Consider the following 17,400-nt stretch of genomic DNA (forward strand, 5'->3'; position numbering starts at 1 on the left):
CTTACTCTTTCATTTCTTTACTAAAACAAGCAACGCGGTTACGCCCTGTTTCTTTAGCGTGGTATAAAGCAATATCAGCCGCTTCAATCCATTCCTCATGTTTTTGGAAATCGCTTGAAAAAGTAGCGACTCCAATACTGACAGTGACTTTAATAACTTTATCATCATAAAAAATGGATGATTTTTCGATTAAAGAACGCAGTCTATCAGCGAAAACCACTGCCCCCTCTTGAGGGGTATCGACTAAAGTAACTGCAAACTCTTCGCCACCATAACGACCAGCAGTATCCGCTTCTCTTAACGTTTTCTTGAGCAGGTCAGAAATATGTCTAATTGCTTCATCACCGCCACCATGACCATACTCATCATTGATTTTCTTAAAGAAATCAATGTCAAACATTAACAAGCTACTAGCGCCTTGGCTTCTTTGTAATCTTAGAAACTCTTTTTTAAGTTGATCTTCCCAGAAACCTCTGTTTGAGAGATTAGTTAAGCTATCTGTACGGCTCATTTTCTCAAGCTGACGATTAGCAAGCTCAAGGTCTTGCTTGTTCACCGCCTCATCCGTCACATCGTATATTATTAGGCAAATATGGCTTACTTCACCTGTAAGTGTAGTCAGTGGTATTATGGTTGAGTTCTGATACATGTGATCAGCTTTACCTGTGATCGGGCGGTAATTTTTAAACCTAAAAATATAAGGTTGCTGTTCCCAAATAGTAAAGGAGCGATTTTTTAAAACAAAAACTGGTTCTGTTTTACTTCTGAACCACTTCTCATCAAGGCTTGGAAATAAATCAAAAATATCTTTGTCTTTTACCGCACTCGGTAATAGCCCTGAATGGTTTTCCATGAAGCCATTCCAAACACAGACCTGATAGTTTCTGTCTAACACAACTAGACCGACGTCTACTGTGTTGAACATATCCATCAGCCAGTGAACTTCATTCATGTCAAAATCTGCAGCAGGCATACGATTATTCTTCTAGTAAATAAGCAACTTTGTATTTGAGGGTTTTAATTGAATCCTCAGTAAATAACAGCATCAGGTCACATTTAATATCGTGATCTTCAATACCGTAGCTAATCTCAATCGCTAATGTTCTTTGCCAGCGACCTTTATTAGCTTTAACCAGATCTGACACTTCACAATGTTGACCCAAAACAACCGGGTGTCCTTGACTAAATGGCATATCTAGCTGACGAGACAGTCCTGACAAAATAGCACCAATCAGTATGTTGCTAATATCCATCAAAAGCTCTAACTCAACCTTATTATTTAATTCCCCTGAATAATTCATTAGAGAGGCGATTTCTTTAAAGCTCGAGTCATTTAATAATAGCAAGGCTTCACCAGACACGCCGCCACCGATAAACCCTTGACATACGCCTGATGTCGATGCATTTGCATCAATGGCTTGAAGCGCCATGTGAAGCTCGCTCACTTCCAAGACGTTAACATTTGGTATTGGTAATTCAACAAACACATTTAGTAATCGTGCTAGTAAATCACCAGCTTGCCCCATTGCTACGTTGGTTAATTCTTGATAAATATCTCGTAATTCAGAGTCAACTTGTTCACCTAATTTATGAACTAAGCTTTCACGGATTGCTCTATCCCGAATACCATGTTGCTCGATAATTTCGATCAGCTTTTCTTTATCACTAGGCTTACGAATAAAATCAATCGCTCCTAACGACATTACACGTTCATGAGCATTTGGCTGGATATCACCAGATACTACCACAGTTAGCACATTTAATTGCTGTTCATTGATGGCCTGAAGTACTTCATAACCATCCATATGTGGCATGTTAAGATCTAAAAAAAGAATTTCAGGAGAGAACTGTTTGATTTTTTCAAGACAGTCTAAACCGTGCTCTGCGAATTCAACTTTGATATCCCAGTCTTCTGGTAACGAACGGGCCAATTGCCGACGCGCAAGTTTGGAATCATCACAAATTAATACCAATGTTGACATAAAAGCTCTCTTCACTGTTGAACTACAAGTTACCGTAATTCACTTTTGATTATAATTATTTGAAGTGCAGAACGATTGCAAATGTTAATAAATTTAGCTTAGATTTACAACGCAATTATTCTTAGTAACATATCGTTTGATTATAAGTATAATACAGTTGAAACAATTAAGTTAACCCAATAAGGAATACTTTATGCTGAAAAAAATCATACTGGCATTGAGTTTAGCTTCATCAGCAACTCTTGCACTAGAAATTGAAGAGAATCAAATCGATAAAGGCAAAGTATTTGCGCAAGGTAAAGAGGTTACTTTATTGGGTAAAGGTGTAACTATCGGGCAAAAAGCACCAAATTTCAAAGTGGTTGATGCTCAGTTTAAAGCGGTTACATTAAATGATTTTTCAGGCAAAGCGGTATTAATAAGTATAGTGCCTAGCCTTGATACAGGTGTATGTAGTTTACAAACTAAATTCTTTAATCAAGAAGTCGCAGACAAATACAACAACATAGAAATGCTCACCATTAGTGCTGACCTTCCATTCGCGCAAAAACGCTTCTGTACAGTTGAAAGCATAGATAAAATCCAAACGCTATCCGACTCAGTTTGGCGGGATTTCGGTAAGCAATATGGGCTTTATATTAAGGACATGGGCCTTTTGAGCAGGGCTATTCTGGTTTTAGACAAAGAGCACAAAGTGACATATAAACAACTCGTGTCAAACCTTGCCACAGAGCCAAATTACGAAGAGGTTATCACACACCTCAATCAGCTATCTGGCAAAACGACAGAGCTCAAAACTGACACAGAATAAAACTTAAAAAGCCGCGAATGCGGCTTTTTTAATTACTGGCTAATAACCTAGGAAATTAACCTAGTAATTCACCTAGCTGAGCGCTTACCGCTTCTACAGCCTGAGTACCATCTAAACGGTGGTACTGAGTATTGCCCTGCTCCGCTTCTGCTTGGTAGTAATCTACTAGTGGTTTTGTTTGGTCGTGGTAGATACCTAGACGCTTACGCACTGTTTCTTCAACGTCATCATCACGAATGATAAGGTCTTCACCCGTTACGTCATCTTTACCTTCCACTTTAGGTGGATTGTAAACTACATGGTAAACACGACCTGAACCAGGGTGAACTCGACGACCGCCCATACGCTCAACGATGATCTCATCTGCAACGTCAAATTCAATAACGTGGTCAATAGCAATGCCATTGTCTTTCATTGCATCCGCTTGAGGGATAGTGCGTGGGAACCCATCTAGTAAGAAACCATTTTCGCAATCAGCTTTAGCAATACGTTCTTTCACTAGACCAATGATGATTTCATCAGAAACTAGCTGACCTGCGTCCATTACTTTCTTAGCTTCAAGACCCAGAGGCGTGCCCTCTTTGATTGCAGCACGTAGCATATCACCTGTTGAGATCTGTGGAATGCCGTATTTGTCCATTAAAAATTGAGCTTGAGTGCCTTTACCTGCACCCGGCGCGCCTAGAAGGATGATGCGCATAGTGTGTTCCTCTTATTCGGGAGTTTATTTGAAGTTGTTGGGATTTTTTCACAAGCTGCATGTTATCTCAAGCAACTTATACTAATTGCTGATTAACTGCACAAAAAAAGGGGCCAAAGTGATACTTTGGCCCCTTTAATATTCAATTAAGCGGCTACTTGCTTAAATCAAGCATTAGCTTGTTAAGTTTCGCTACGAATGCAGCAGGATCTTTTAAGCTACCGCGCTCTGCTAACAAGGCTTGGTCTAGTAATACATCAGACCATTGTGCAAATTTATCTTCATCTTGCTCAACGTTTAAGTGTTTCACAAGTTGATGTTCAGGGTTTAGTTCAAAGATTGGCTTTGCTTCTGGTACTGCTTGACCCACTGATTCCATCAGTTTTTGCATTTGCGAACTCATGTCGTTGTCATCGACAACCACACAGGCCGGAGAATCAGTCAAACGGTGTGTGAAGCGCACTTCTTTTACTTTGTCGCCTAATGCTGTTTTAATGCGCTCAACTAAGCCTTCAATTTCTTTTTCACTTTCTTCTTGCGCTTTCTTTGTTTCTTCGTCGTCTAAATCACCTAGGTCTAAGTCACCGCGAGTAATTGATGCAAACTGCTTTTCGTTGAATTCCGTTAAGTGACTCATCATCCACTCGTCAACGCGATCAGCCATCAATAGTACTTCGATGCCTTTTTTGCGGAAGATTTCTAGATGAGGAGAGCTCTTTGCTGCTTCGAAGCTATCTGCAACAACATAGTAAATCTTATCTTGGCCTTCTTTCATACGCTCAATATATTGCTCTAAAGACACATTTTCAGTGCTTTCGTCAGTATGTGTTGAGCTGAAACGAAGTAGTTTCGCAATGGCTTCTTTATTTGAGATATCTTCAGCAGGACCTTCTTTTAATACCTTACCGAATTCATTCCAGAATGTTTGATACTCTTCTGGTTTATTCTTGCCCATACGGTCAAGCATCTTAAGTACTCGAGATGTACAACCTTTGCGGATCGCTTGAGTGATCTTGTTATCTTGAAGAATTTCACGCGATACGTTTAGTGGTAAATCGTTTGAATCTAGTAGACCTTTCACAAAACGAAGATAGCTTGGCATAAACTGCTCAGCATCATCCATAATGAATACGCGTTGCACGTAAAGTTTCAAACCACTTTGATGGTCACGGTTCCATAAATCGAATGGTGCTTTTTTAGGAATATAAAGCAAGCTCGTATACTCAGTCTTGCCTTCTACTTTGTTGTGAGCCCACGTTAGAGGCTCTTCCCAGTCATGACCTACGTGCTTATAGAACTCTTTGTATTCTTCGTCAGACACTTCTGATTTGTCACGCGTCCAAAGCGCTGTCGCACGGTTGATTGCTTCCCACTCGCCTGGTTGCGCGGGGATTTTCTCACCGTCTGGGCCTTCAGACTCTTCAACTGGTTGCTTATACATTTCAACAGGAATTGAAATATGATCTGAATACTTAGTTACAATGCTACGTAAACGGTACTCTTCTAAAAATTCTGTTTCGTCTTCACGTAAGTGAAGGATAATCTCTGTACCGCGCGATGCTTTCTCAACTTCAACCAGTGTGAATTCACCTTCGCCTTTTGAGTGCCACTCTACAGCTTTTTCTTCACCTGCTTTACGTGTTACAACCGTTACTGCATCAGCAACAATAAATGCTGAATAGAAACCAACACCAAACTGACCAATTAATTGTGAATCTTTTGCTTGGTCACCAGATAAGTTTTGGAAAAATTCTGCAGTACCAGATTTTGCTATCGTACCCAGTGAGTTAATCACTTCTTCGCGAGTCATGCCGATGCCGTTATCTGAGATAGTGACAGTTTTTGCATCTTTATCTGCACTAATACGAACGCGTAAGTTTGCATCACCTTCGTAAAGGTCACCGTTTTGCAGCGCTAAAAAGCGAAGCTTGTCAGCAGCATCCGATGCGTTTGAAACCAATTCACGTAAAAAGATCTCTTTGTTTGAATATAAAGAGTGGATCATTAGGTTTAGTAATTGTTTGACTTCTGTTTGAAAGCCTAATGTTTCTTTTTGAGCTGTGGTCATCTTTATCTCCGATTAAACCAGTATTTGCACAGTGTTATGAGGTATATGGGGCGAGGAAAAATAACTTCAAGAGGAAATTTGAAATTTTTTGCGCTGCAAAGACTACAGCGCAAAAAAAAGCATGTTTAGTTTTGAACTTGGGGCTTCCAACTATCTGACCAAGCATTGAACAATGCTTTCACAAGCGATGCCATTGGGATTGCAAAAAATACCCCCCAAAAGCCCCACAAACCGCCAAAGAATAGCACTGCAACAATAATAAATACTGGGTTCAGGTCTACCGCTTCAGAGAATAAAAGTGGAACTAACACATTGCCATCTAAGGCTTGAATGATCCCATACACAATCAAGATGGTCCAAAATTGCGTATCTAATCCGAATTGGAACATGGCCACCGCCGCAACCGGAATAGTCACTAACGCTGCTCCTACAAATGGAATAAGCACAGAGAAACCAACTAATGCTCCTAGTAGCGCCGCATAGCGTAAATCTAAAATCCAGAACGCGACAAACGTGGCTGTACCAATAATGAGGATTTCTAGCACCTTACCACGAATGTAGTTCATGATCTGATGATCCATTTCATGCCAGACTTGCTGGATCAAACGTCTGTCTTTAGGCACCAATACAGACATACTTTTAGTGAGTACATCTTTATCTTTCAACATAAAGAAAACCAGTAATGGCACTAAGATTAAATAAATCATCCAAGCGACAATATCTTTAATAGAGGTTAATGAGAACGATAAGATAACTTGTCCGGCTTCAAGGATTTTATTCTCGGTGCTGGCCACTAATGTTTTTACTTGTTCACCTGAAATAAGCGTGGGGTATTGCTCTGGAAGATGTAAAAGTAAGTCTTTGCCCTCTTCTAACATCACGGGCGCTTCTTGTAATAAATTACTCAGTTGTTGCCATAATACCGGGATAAGTCCCAATGCCATGGTCAACAACACACCAGAAAAGAGCAAAATAATAAAACTTGTCGCTAACACTCTACTTTTTATAATGTTTTCAATTTTAGCAACTGGCCACTCTAATAAATATGCGATAACTAAAGCCACCAGCACAGGAAGAATAAATGGTCCAAATAAATAAAGTGAAATAGCCAGCCCCAACACAATAAACAAAAGCGTAACAGAATTAGGGTCAGAGAATTTATTCTTGTACCACTTTGAAACAAGTTCAAACATATTAAAGATTCACCTCTATATAAGGATAAGGTTTAGCATCGTGATGCTGAGTGTAGCTAAATTTTTTTGCTTCTAAAAAAGCTAGAATGTCATTTATCAGCTGCTTTTGATCATAAATAAAACATACAGCTTGTTGCTTTTCTTGTGCTTGCTTTAACTGAAACTTAAATTGCACAAATAATTGTGGGCACTGATAAGTACTTAAATCAATTGTTAAACACATAACCGCTTTACCAAAATTCACCCACGACAGTGTAACATTAAAAAATTACACATAACCATCTAGAAAGTAGATAGCTCAGACACAATCGTTTATTCTATAAATAGTTTTATTTTTTATACGCGTACTTATGGCAAGAGTTAACAACAAAGCAAAATTACCAGATAACCCAACACTAAAAGACATCAACTGGTATAAAAAACAGCTAAATTGGGGCGAGTTGCCTCCTTTTTATCATTTAGTTGCATCTTCCGTCAGCGAAAGTGACGGACTTTTTCAACATGGATTTGATAATGCCGTGACACGTCTAGTTGACAAGCGTAACTGGAATTTAGCACTACTAGACGGTTATGAAGACGATAACGGCACCATATTTTGTGACAATAAGCCTAAGATAGCCATAGACCAAGTGTTTACTGACCGTGGGTTTGAGTTATGGGCACTTCCATACGCAAAAGATAAACCTTTAGAAACAGATATGTTAATTAAAGATAATAAGTTTCTAGAGTTTAATACTTGGGACCCTCACTCGATGAAGACGCTTCTGCGCTTCAATCAACTACATAAATTTATTGCATTCTATTTCGATCGTGGCGATGTTGCAGACAAAGCCCTCATCCTTCATTCTCATAAAGTAGTACATAAAATTATTACGTATCTACAAAAAGAAATGAACGTTGTTACAGTTAAAGGGGTCTCAATAAAAGAATTCTATCAACTGTGCGAAAAAGACAGCCGCATGTGTAGTGATGAAATTGACTTAGCTCAGATCATGCTCGGACTTAGCGGCAATAAGGAATAACATGCTCAAAAGCTTATTGCTGAGTGGTTTGCTCAGCACTATGCTACTGTTTTCAAGTAGTTCAAACGGCCAAACAGACTTTAAATTGCCCGACTTAGGGTCATCTGCTTTAGAAGTGCTCCCCATAGATAAAGAAAAAGCCTTGGGTAAAGTCATGATGATGCAGATAAGAGGCGGGTCACCACTTGTTCAAGACCCTGTTTTGGATGAATACATATCTTCTCTTGGCAATAAGCTAGTTGCAAATGCCAACAATGTGCGTTTTCCTTTCACATTCTTTATGATCAACAATCAAGCCATTAATGCATTTGCTTTTTATGGTGGTCATGTCGGTATTCATACCGGCTTAATTGCGCAATCAGATAACGAAAGTCAACTTGCCTCGGTGCTAGGTCACGAAATTGCTCATGTTACTCAAAGACACCTAGCAAGACGTTTACAACATCAAAAAGATAATTCAGCTTTAACCGTCGCGGGCATTGTGACAGGTATCCTTGCTACGATAATTGCACCGGATGCAGGTATGGCCATCCTGTCAGCAAGCACTACTCAAGCTGGGCTTAGTCAACTCTCCCATAGTAGAAAGGCAGAGCAAGAAGCTGACCGCTTTGGTATGCAAACTCTTTATAATGCCGGCTTTGACCCAACTCAAGCTGGTGCATTTTTAACCAAACTGTCAAACCAAGTACGTTTTCAAACCAAGCCGCCTGCATTTTTACTGACCCACCCACTACCTGATTCTCGGGTATCTGATGTGAGATTAAGAGCGCAACAATATCAACCTAGGCAGCTTCAACCAAGCCAAGACTTTAATTTAGCTAAAAGTCGTGTCATTGCGAGGTATCAATTAGATAGCAAAGATGCTCAAGCTTATTTTGAGAATGAAATTCGGAAATCAACTTCACTAGATAAAAAGCATCTAGAATACGGTCTTGCCATCAGCTTACTAGACCAAAAACAAGCTAAAGAAGCTGAAAAAATATTGCTGCCCCTACTTGATGACGAACCTAACAACCTATTTTATTTAGATGTTTATACCGATATTTTAATTAGCCTTGGGCAATCGAAACAGGCGGTAGAAGTATTAACCAAACATAATAATTTACGACCAAATAATCAGGTATTGGCTTTAAATTACGCAAACTCAGCAATTAAAGCTAAGCAGTATGATATTGCTGAGCAAACCCTCAAATTATTTTTACTCGATGAGCCAGAACACATACTTGCAAAAGAGTTGCTCACTGAGCTCTATAAGAATAATGGCGATCAGGCTGCCTATTACGAAGCCAAAGCAAGTGTGCTCGCTTCTTATGGTGCATTTCTCAAAGCTGCTGATGAGGTACAACGTGCACTTAATCATGTTGATACTTTAGAAACCGTCAAGAAAACCAGACTTAAAGCGCTTTTGAAACAATATAGACAGATGCAGAAAGAGCTTGCCAAACTTTAAGTCTTTGCCTCGTTCACTTAAAATACGCAAAATTTAATTTAGGAAATGAATATGTCTGTAACCATTTATCATAACCCGCGTTGTTCAAAATCACGAGAAACGCTCGCTTTACTAGAAACGAATGGTGTGACACCAGAAATCGTTGAATATTTAAAAACGCCCGTTGATTTAACCACTTTAAATACTTTACTTGATCAGTTAGGTTTTGAATCAGCGCATCAACTTATCCGCAGTAAAGAAACTCTTTACAAAGAATTGGGTCTGAATAAAGACACAGATGAAGCTGCCCTTAAACAAGCAATGTTAGAGCACCCTAAACTGATTGAGCGCCCTATCGTAGTGAAAGGCGATAAAGCAGCAATTGGTCGTCCACCTGAGTCTGTGCTGGCTATTCTTTAATGTCCACATTATTGGTTTTGTTTCATTCTAGCCACGGCTCTGTAAGAGCCATGGCCAATGAAATTGCAGAAGCTGCAGAGGCACAAGGCGCAACCGTGTTGCTTCGCACTTTCGAACAACGAGAAGCTCATGACATCGTCGTCTCAAAAGACGACCTGTTGCGTTGTGATGCACTTGCATTTGGAACACCAACTCGGTTTGGCATGATGGCAGCACAGGCTAAACTATTCTGGGAAACAACCAGTGATATATGGTTAAAAGGTCAGCTAATTGACAAGCCGGCTTGCGTATTTACTTCTTCAAGTAGCATGCATGGTGGTAATGAAGCAACATTACTTAACTTGTCGCTACCATTGCTACATCATGGCATGATGTTATTAGGTGTACCCTATGATGTGCCTGAATTATCTCAAACTACCACTGGTGGCACACCTTACGGTGCCAGTCATGTTGCAGGCACTGCAAATACATCAATGCTCAGTGAGACAGAAACGAAAATCTGTCGCTCTGTTGGAAAACGTCTCATTACAATTGCTGAAAAATTAAAATGACATCTGTAGAAAAAAAGCCGCTAACTAAGCGCTTTCAAAATATGGCTTTAACAGGCTACGTAGGCTTGCTGATTTTAATGCCACTGTGGTTATTTGTACTTTCTCCTAGAGAAGCTCACAGTCTTGGGTTTATGTTTACGGTATATATTCTTCCGCTACTGTTACCCTTAAGAGGATTTATAAAAGATAACCCTTACACATACGCATGGGCAAACTTCATCGTATTGATTTACTTCTTGCATGGATTCACCTTATTGTGGATTGCAACTGATGAACTACTTTGGGTGCTGTTAGAACTACTCTTTGCAAGTTTGATGTTTATTGGCTGTACTTATTACGCGAAACATAGAGGCCAAGAGCTGGGGTTAAGAATTCGTAAGCTTAAACAAGATCTCGCTGATGAAAAAGCAGCACACGAGCATACTGAAGATCGTGATTGATACCAATCCTTAATATTCAGTTTAAATATAGAAAAAGAGCACCAACTGGTGCTCTTTTTATTTGTAGTCTGCATTTTAAAACATAGATAAATTAACTTGTTAAGACGGTAAATAGTACAAGCAGTGATAACATGATTTGTAAGCTCGTACTCAAATAGGCTTTTCCGTAAAGAAGCTTTAAAGACCACGGGTGACGTTTAACCGGATACAAGGCCCCTTTTTTAATTTTCCGAGATAGCGTAATAAGCGCAATGCTCAAGATAGAAAAAAGCCAAACACTTTCACTTTTATAATCAAAAGTATCACTAAAGAATAACGACAGCTGAAGTGGAAATGCAAAACATACTATTGCCACGAATATGTGCACTAATCTGATTTTATTATATTGCTCCCCTTCTGACAGCTCTTTGATACCATGCTGTTCAAGCGTCTTCTTCGCGATAAATGCACCATGCTTCAATGCTAAACGGTAAGGTGTTTGCCCTAAGTCATTAACGACTTTTGCCTTACAACCATGCTTAAATAGCAAAGCTATCATGGCTGAAGAATTAGATAGAACCGCGAAGTGCATTAATCCATTTCCCTGTTCGTCTTTTTGGCTAAGATCTTGTGAATCAATAAGTTGTTCGACAATACTCACAAAGCCCTGCTCGATAGCATACATAAATGCGTTTTTGCCACGCTCGTCAACTAATGTGCCCCTTGCACCTTGCTTAATATATTCAATCAGTTCTGCTTGTTTTACATGCTCTGAAGTGATCAAATTGAGCAGAGCTTGTTCTATGAGACTCTTGACTTCACCTTCATCAATTAAATGGCTCAGTAAATCAAAAACAGGCGCTTCTGTATTAGTTTGAGCAAGTAAATATTGGGTCGTTTCATCAAGGTTCAGCAAACAGTCAGGAAGGAGTGCTATCAGAGGCTCTTTTAAAACATCTTGTAGCCAACAGGTGAGTAGTTGTTTTGGTGACAAATTTACACCATTTTGAATCGTCCAAAGTATGACATCAGCCATAGCTTTATCAGACAACAACTCGAAAAAGTCAGGGTATGAAACACAGTTGATCTGGGCGTTAATTTGACTGTATTGCGCTAGACGCTGAATAAGCATTAAAACGATTGCTTGATGATCGAGCCCTGCCTGATTGAAATGAGAAACCAGCATTTCAGTGTACGTGCGGTGTTCTTCTTCATATTCATCGATATGTTGAAAATGACACGCTTCAAATGGGTCTAGTGGCTTAAGCCAAATCAAATAGAAAACAGGCGGTAAAATGGTACTTTCAACGCCTTGCTCATCGGTTAAGGTCTGACATTCAGGCCAAGCTTCTAGTGCATCGAGAATGAATGCGCCATTTTGCTCCGCAAGCCCTTTAAGAAGTAATGGATATTGTGCAGGCCAAATTAAAACTTTTTCCATCAATTACTCACAAAGTTTGAAGCTATCTGTATTAATCTTAAATGCGCAGATCATAGCAGCTCATATATATAAAATCTTATTTTTTCAGCTGAATTCAAGGTATCTTAATGAAACTTTCGAAATTATAATGACAATATAATTTTAAACCGATTTAAGGGCCCTATCATGGCATCAACTAAATTCGAGACTTGGCAAGTCATCCTTATCATTATTGGTGTTCTAGGTATTATTTGGAGTAATATCGCGCTGCTTAAATACTCAGCTAAATTTGATATAAAGAAGAAAATTGATAAGCAGATAAAACCAGATAATGAAAAAGAAGAGTAAAGCTTACAACCTTTACTCTTCCTGAATACCTTACACTAACCAATGCGCCATTAAAGCAATCACAGGTAATGTTACCAACGTTCTTAGAATAAAAATTGTGAATAATTCTAGGATGTTAACCGGAATTTTACTACCCAGAAGTAAAGCGCCAACCTCAGACATATAGATAAGCTGTGTCACACTCATCGCTGCAACAATAAAGCGCGTTACATCACTTTCAATACTGCTTGCAGCAAGAATTGAAGGAATAAACATATCAGCAAAGCCAACAACAATCGTTTGTGCTGCTTGGGCCGCTTCTGGCACTTGTAACAATTCAAGGTATGGAACGAATGGCATCCCTAAATACTGAAAAACAGGCGTATATTCAGCAATGATCAGTGCAAACGTACCTACAGCCATCACCACTGGAAGCACGGCAAACACCATATCTAGTGCGTTGGTCATCCCCTCTTTCAATGTCCCTTTAACACCAGGTGCTTTTTCAGCTTTCTCTAGTGCTACAGATAACGCATGTTGAAACAAGGTTTTACCTTCGGGTACAGCTTCTGCATCATGCGCAGGCTCAGTACCATCAATATAGGTTGATTTTTTAAAGCTTAAAGGCGGTAATCGAGGCACGATAATCGCAGCAACAAAACCAGCTAAACATACGGTTAAATAAAAAGGCGCAAATAAATGCTCAAGCTTTACTTGGCCAATGACCACTAAGCAAAAAGTAATCGAAACAGCAGAGAAAGTCGTACCAATAATGGCAGCTTCTTTTTGTGTATAGTATTTTTCTTCATATTGACGGGCTGTCATTAAAATACCGACACTGCCGTCACCTAACCAAGAAGCCACACAGTTAACCGCACTTCTACCTGGTACTCCGAATAATGGACGCATTACTTTTGTGAGCAAAGTCCCCACCAGCTCTAGCAAACCGAAATTAAGCAATAAAGGTAACAACAATCCCGCGAGTACAAACACAGAAAATAACACAGGTAACAGGTCGCTCAGTACCAATGCACCTGTATGCTCTGCATGAATAAAAGCAGGACCCACTTTAAAAAAAGTCATTAATATAAATGCAGCACCCAATAAACGGGTAACTAACCAAATCCAACTGACATCAAACAAATGTTTAAACAGCGCGAACTGCATCAGAGCTTTTGGCTTCAACAGTTTGGCGACTAAACTTAAAACAGCTGTAGTACAGACAACCCCCACAATCATGGCATGAATAAAAGGGGCAACAAATGCTTGAAGTTTTTTAGCCAGTACAGCAATGGGAATAGTCATTGCTTCGCCAACTGAGACTGGTGTCATAAACAAAAATACACCGATTAAAGACGGTACAATAAACGCAAATAAAGTACGCCAGTGCACTTTATCTTGCTGATAAGGTTGAGTTGTCATTGTTATTTACCTATAAAACGCAGAAAAGAGCCGCAGCTCTTTTCTGTTCTTTAAATATTACTTGTTTAGATTGATAAGCCTTTGCTACCAATTGCTTTATTTAGCTTCTGTTGTAATTCACTTAACAACTCAGCGGTTAAAGCTTCACCGTCATTGTTTCGCCATGTGACTGATGACTCTTTATCTGATAACGAAGTTATTTTGATACGATAATCACCTCCTTCTATTGGAAGGATAGTCACTTCATCACCCCAAATAGAGTCCCACACGCTGTCTTCAGGCTTTTCATATCTAACATGTAGTTCGTCTTTTTCACCATCAACACTGATGATAGTAAAATTAAGACGCTCTAAAACATTGGCTAGATTTGCAATGACAACATTAAGTGGTTGTGCAGCAACCATTGCTGCATTGCCTTTTGGATCGAAGCCCATATCTAATGCCAATTGACCTTGTTGTTTGCGAAGCTCAACAAGTAATAAACGGTATTGATAATCGAACTCAGCAACAACTTGATTCAGCGCACGCACTTCCAATTGCTGTTTAAGTAAATCAGTTAGTTCAACTTCATCACTTTGGTAGTCAACAAGCTCAGCACTTAACGACGCGGTTCTTTGATGTTCACTTTGAGAAACCGTGAATTTATATTTTTGTTTAGATGGCGTAGTCTCTTCTTGCCAAAACCACTTTGAAGAAGGCGTGATCACTGAATACCAATCGCTAAGTGCTTCACCTTGATTTTTGCTCATGCTTTCAAAACCAGTTTGGTTTTCAGCAACGACAGAATCAACGGCTTGCCAAATAAATGAAGTTAAATCTTCAATGCCGTCGTTTTTATCAAAAAATACTCTAGCGAGTTTGTCATTTTGTTCAACCCAAGAGCCAGCAGCAAGTGTAAGTACTTGTTGAGGCGGGCGCAATGCAAGTGCCTCAGTATCGTTATTGTACTGTGCTTCTTGCATAACATACGTTGGATCTTTGTAAGGCTGTTTTAGATCACCCGGAACTTGAACTGTTTTGTTAATACGGTAATTTCTTTCGTGGTGGGTGTCATTTGTGAAAACACTACATCCAGATAAACCAAGGATCACGCCTAACGCGACCGTTTTTGGGATCCAATACTGCACTGATTATTCTCCTTAGCAGGCCCTGTTATTTAGTTATATGAGTCGGGTATGCTTAGTTTGGTTCACTGTAAAAGCGAAAATTATTATTGTGACTAAACTTTCTTATAAATTTTAATCACTTAGAATCTTTTAATTAAAAAATTCTCAATATGTTACTTGTCTATCCACACAAACACAAGAAACGCCAGCTTTTAAAAGTTGATAACCACAGTTACTGTGCGTTATTAAGCGTATTGTGATACACTCTCGCGCGGCTTTTTCATTGGAGAAGGTTTGTGCATGTTTAATACATTAACAAACACATTGTCTGAATGCTCAGATGGCTTTTGCTCAGCGCAATGCAAAAAGTAAATTATCGAATATTTTAAAATTCGACAAGCATGATGAACTTGCGCTAGCTCAAAGCATGTAATGTTCTGTTGTGTCGAAATAAAGCATTAAGAAAACGCATTTTACTTAGAGAAACAGCATTGCTGTTTTCGTTTAGATGCATACGAAACAAATAAATTAATTTGGCGACTTAATGACCGCATTTACAAACCAACAATTAGTACTAACTGCAATCGGCGAAGATCGCTCTGGCATCGTTAGTGAACTCACTCAACTCGTCAGCGACTGCCATTGCAATATCATTGATAGTCGTATCGCCATTCTAGGGCGAGAGTTTACCTTCATAATGCTTCTTAGTGGCGATATGGCCGCCATCAGCCGTGTTGAGCACACCCTACCAGTAAAAGGCATGGAGCTCGGTTTGCTTACAATGATGAAACGTACCAGTTCTCATACCGAAGACGATTATATTGGTGCCTATAATTTAGAATACACTGGCATAGATGCGCCTGGCACACTCAGCAAAGTGACACGTTTTATCGCAGAACATAATGTCAGTATCGCATCGTTAAAATCTGACACGTATGAACAAGACAATGAATTACATATGCGCTGTGAGCTAGAATTAAATTTACCTGCACAGATCGATCTTGACGATTTCAAAGTACAATTCGAAGCACTTTCAAGTACACTCAATGTAGATTACATTTTAAGACGTATTCGCTAAGGATATATATGAACACATTAAAAGCAGGTGACAACGCACCTTTATTCTCGTTACAAAACCAAAATGACGAAACAGTCGAACTAAAAACCTTATTAGAATCAAACCAAGTTTTAGTTTACTTCTATCCTAAAGCGTCAACACCTGGTTGCACGGTTCAAGCTGAAAATCTGCGTAATGAGAAAGCACAACTTGCGGAACTTAATACTGTTGCGGTTGGTATTAGCCCAGATCCAATCAAGCGTTTAAAGAACTTTGAAACTAAGAAAGAGTTAAACTTTGACCTATTATCTGACGAAGACCATGCCATTGCAGATGCGTTCGGCGTTTGGGGATTAAAGAAGTTTATGGGTAAAGAATACGATGGTATTCACAGAATCAGTTTCTTAGTGTCTCAAGACGGCAAAATCAAACATGTGTTTAATAAATTTAAGACTAAAGACCATCACGAAGTTGTCATTAGTTTCCTAAAAGAAAACGCATAATCGTATTCTTCTAAAAGTAAAAAGGTATGCTAAACGCATACCTTTTTTGTTTTACGCTACTTCTTGTCGTGAATCGCATCTAAGCGTGCTAATAAACTCGATGTATCAAAACGACCACCACCTAAAGCTTGTACATCGGCATAATACTGGTCAACCATTGCTGTCAGTGGAATGCTTGCGCCGTTGTTTCGCGCTTCATCAAGGGCAATGCCCAAATCTTTACGCATCCAATCTACCGCAAAGCCAAACTCATATTCACCCGCTAGCATGGTTTTATAACGGTTTTCCATTTGCCATGAACCAGCAGCGCCTTTTGAAATTGTCTCAATCACTTTTTCACCATCAAGACCAGCTTGTTTAGCAAAATGAAGGCCCTCTGCTAACCCTTGTACTACACCTGCAATACAAATCTGATTGACCATTTTACAAGTTTGACCTGCACCAACTGGCCCTAGTAACTGGCTAAAACGGCTAAACGCAGACATGACAGGTTGAACTTTATCAAAAACTAATTGTTCACCACCTACCATAACAGTTAATACGCCATTTTCAGCTCCGGCCTGACCACCTGATACGGGCGCATCAAGAAATGTGACTGATTGTTCAGCCGCCTTTTCAGCCACTTCTTTCGCGACTTTTGCCGATGTGGTCGTATGGTCGACTAAAATAGCACCCGACTTCATACCGGCAAGCACGCCTTCTTCTCCATAAACAACCGAGCGTAAGTCATCGTCATTACCAACACACATAAATACAATTTCAGCCTGCTCTGCTGCCAATTTTGGCGTAATTGCAAAGTCACCACCATGCTCTTTAGCCCAAGCTTCAGCTTTGGCTGTGGTGCGATTAAACACGGTTACCTGGTAACCCGCTTTCTGTAAATGTCCAGCCATTGGAAAGCCCATGACACCTAAACCGATAAAAGCCACATTCATTGACATAAAATTGTCCTATTTCTTTGTTAGGGTAT

At 39.5% G+C, this 17,400-nt stretch carries 19 protein-coding genes; 9 read left to right on the forward strand and 10 right to left on the reverse strand.

Annotated elements, in window-relative coordinates:
- Window position 1: 1 nt before the first annotated feature.
- Entirely contained in the window at window positions 2-973 is a 972-nt protein-coding gene (locus C1E24_RS12925; RefSeq protein WP_138482059.1) for a diguanylate cyclase, read from the reverse strand.
- Window positions 974-977: 4 nt separating this feature from the next.
- Window positions 978-1,982: a response regulator gene (locus tag C1E24_RS12930; RefSeq protein WP_138482061.1), complete on the reverse strand. Its 1,005-nt coding sequence runs from the start codon at window positions 1,980-1,982 to the stop codon at window positions 978-980.
- Between the two features lie 193 nt (window positions 1,983-2,175).
- Here C1E24_RS12930 and tpx point away from each other — a divergent pair, with 193 nt between their 5' ends.
- Window positions 2,176-2,793, forward strand: a complete 618-nt coding sequence (tpx, locus tag C1E24_RS12935; RefSeq protein ID WP_138482063.1) for a thiol peroxidase — start codon at window positions 2,176-2,178, stop codon at window positions 2,791-2,793.
- A gap of 55 nt (window positions 2,794-2,848) precedes the next feature.
- Here the strand turns inward: tpx and adk are convergent, their stop codons facing one another.
- The 4 genes from adk to C1E24_RS12955 form a co-directional block, all read right to left on the reverse strand.
- Entirely contained in the window at window positions 2,849-3,493 is a 645-nt protein-coding gene (gene adk, locus C1E24_RS12940) for an adenylate kinase (protein WP_138482065.1), read from the reverse strand.
- A 154-nt stretch (window positions 3,494-3,647) separates the two neighbouring features.
- Window positions 3,648-5,561 (reverse strand): molecular chaperone HtpG, encoded by a 1,914-nt coding sequence (htpG, locus tag C1E24_RS12945; RefSeq protein WP_138482067.1) that lies wholly within the window; start codon window positions 5,559-5,561, stop codon window positions 3,648-3,650.
- Between the two features lie 125 nt (window positions 5,562-5,686).
- Window positions 5,687-6,754 carry an AI-2E family transporter gene (locus C1E24_RS12950; RefSeq protein WP_138482069.1) on the reverse strand — a complete coding sequence of 356 codons (1,068 nt, stop codon included), beginning with the start codon at window positions 6,752-6,754 and terminating at the stop codon, window positions 5,687-5,689.
- Between the two features lies 1 nt (window position 6,755).
- Window positions 6,756-6,977 (reverse strand): hypothetical protein, encoded by a 222-nt coding sequence (locus tag C1E24_RS12955; RefSeq protein ID WP_138482071.1) that lies wholly within the window; start codon window positions 6,975-6,977, stop codon window positions 6,756-6,758.
- A 127-nt stretch (window positions 6,978-7,104) separates the two neighbouring features.
- On the opposite strand from C1E24_RS12955, the gene C1E24_RS12960 reads away from it, so the two are divergent.
- Genes C1E24_RS12960 through C1E24_RS12980 form a run of 5 tightly spaced genes read left to right on the forward strand, consistent with a single transcriptional unit; the run spans window position 7,105 to window position 10,616 of the window.
- Entirely contained in the window at window positions 7,105-7,776 is a 672-nt protein-coding gene (locus C1E24_RS12960; RefSeq protein WP_138482073.1) for a hypothetical protein, read from the forward strand.
- A 1-nt stretch (window position 7,777) separates the two neighbouring features.
- Window positions 7,778-9,226, forward strand: coding sequence for a beta-barrel assembly-enhancing protease (locus tag C1E24_RS12965; protein ID WP_138482075.1), 1,449 nt, complete (start codon window positions 7,778-7,780; stop codon window positions 9,224-9,226).
- A 51-nt stretch (window positions 9,227-9,277) separates the two neighbouring features.
- Window positions 9,278-9,625, forward strand: a complete 348-nt coding sequence (gene arsC, locus C1E24_RS12970) for an arsenate reductase (glutaredoxin) (RefSeq protein ID WP_138482077.1) — start codon at window positions 9,278-9,280, stop codon at window positions 9,623-9,625.
- Entirely contained in the window at window positions 9,625-10,176 is a 552-nt protein-coding gene (gene wrbA, locus C1E24_RS12975; protein WP_138482079.1) for an NAD(P)H:quinone oxidoreductase, read from the forward strand. The genes arsC and wrbA overlap by 1 nt, the downstream gene beginning before the upstream one ends.
- Window positions 10,173-10,616 (forward strand): DUF2069 domain-containing protein, encoded by a 444-nt coding sequence (locus C1E24_RS12980; RefSeq protein ID WP_138482081.1) that lies wholly within the window; start codon window positions 10,173-10,175, stop codon window positions 10,614-10,616. The genes wrbA and C1E24_RS12980 overlap by 4 nt, the downstream gene beginning before the upstream one ends.
- A gap of 91 nt (window positions 10,617-10,707) precedes the next feature.
- Here the strand turns inward: C1E24_RS12980 and C1E24_RS12985 are convergent, their stop codons facing one another.
- Entirely contained in the window at window positions 10,708-12,036 is a 1,329-nt protein-coding gene (locus C1E24_RS12985; RefSeq protein WP_138482083.1) for an ankyrin repeat domain-containing protein, read from the reverse strand.
- A gap of 165 nt (window positions 12,037-12,201) precedes the next feature.
- Between C1E24_RS12985 and C1E24_RS12990 the strand changes: the two genes are divergently transcribed.
- Window positions 12,202-12,363 (forward strand): DUF2897 family protein, encoded by a 162-nt coding sequence (locus C1E24_RS12990; RefSeq protein WP_130256720.1) that lies wholly within the window; start codon window positions 12,202-12,204, stop codon window positions 12,361-12,363.
- Between the two features lie 30 nt (window positions 12,364-12,393).
- On the opposite strand, the gene C1E24_RS12995 is transcribed toward C1E24_RS12990, so the two are convergent.
- The gene (locus tag C1E24_RS12995) at window positions 12,394-13,764 is read right to left on the reverse strand and encodes a YjiH family protein (RefSeq protein WP_138482085.1); all 1,371 of its coding nucleotides are present in this window, start codon (window positions 13,762-13,764) and stop codon (window positions 12,394-12,396) included.
- Between the two features lie 65 nt (window positions 13,765-13,829).
- Window positions 13,830-14,891 carry an outer membrane protein assembly factor BamC gene (gene bamC / locus C1E24_RS13000; RefSeq protein ID WP_138482087.1) on the reverse strand — a complete coding sequence of 354 codons (1,062 nt, stop codon included), beginning with the start codon at window positions 14,889-14,891 and terminating at the stop codon, window positions 13,830-13,832.
- 523 nt (window positions 14,892-15,414) lie between these two features.
- Between bamC and C1E24_RS13005 the strand changes: the two genes are divergently transcribed.
- The gene (locus tag C1E24_RS13005; RefSeq protein WP_138482089.1) at window positions 15,415-15,948 is read left to right on the forward strand and encodes a glycine cleavage system protein R; all 534 of its coding nucleotides are present in this window, start codon (window positions 15,415-15,417) and stop codon (window positions 15,946-15,948) included.
- A gap of 8 nt (window positions 15,949-15,956) precedes the next feature.
- Window positions 15,957-16,430, forward strand: coding sequence for a thioredoxin-dependent thiol peroxidase (bcp, locus tag C1E24_RS13010; protein WP_138482091.1), 474 nt, complete (start codon window positions 15,957-15,959; stop codon window positions 16,428-16,430).
- 56 nt (window positions 16,431-16,486) lie between these two features.
- On the opposite strand, the gene C1E24_RS13015 is transcribed toward bcp, so the two are convergent.
- On the reverse strand, window positions 16,487-17,371 hold the full coding sequence (locus C1E24_RS13015; RefSeq protein ID WP_138482093.1) for an NAD(P)-dependent oxidoreductase: 885 nt from the start codon (window positions 17,369-17,371) through the stop codon (window positions 16,487-16,489).
- Window positions 17,372-17,400 lie beyond the last annotated feature (29 nt).

This window comes from Pseudoalteromonas phenolica (assembly GCF_005876835.1).
GTDB lineage: Bacteria > Pseudomonadota > Gammaproteobacteria > Enterobacterales > Alteromonadaceae > Pseudoalteromonas > Pseudoalteromonas phenolica_B.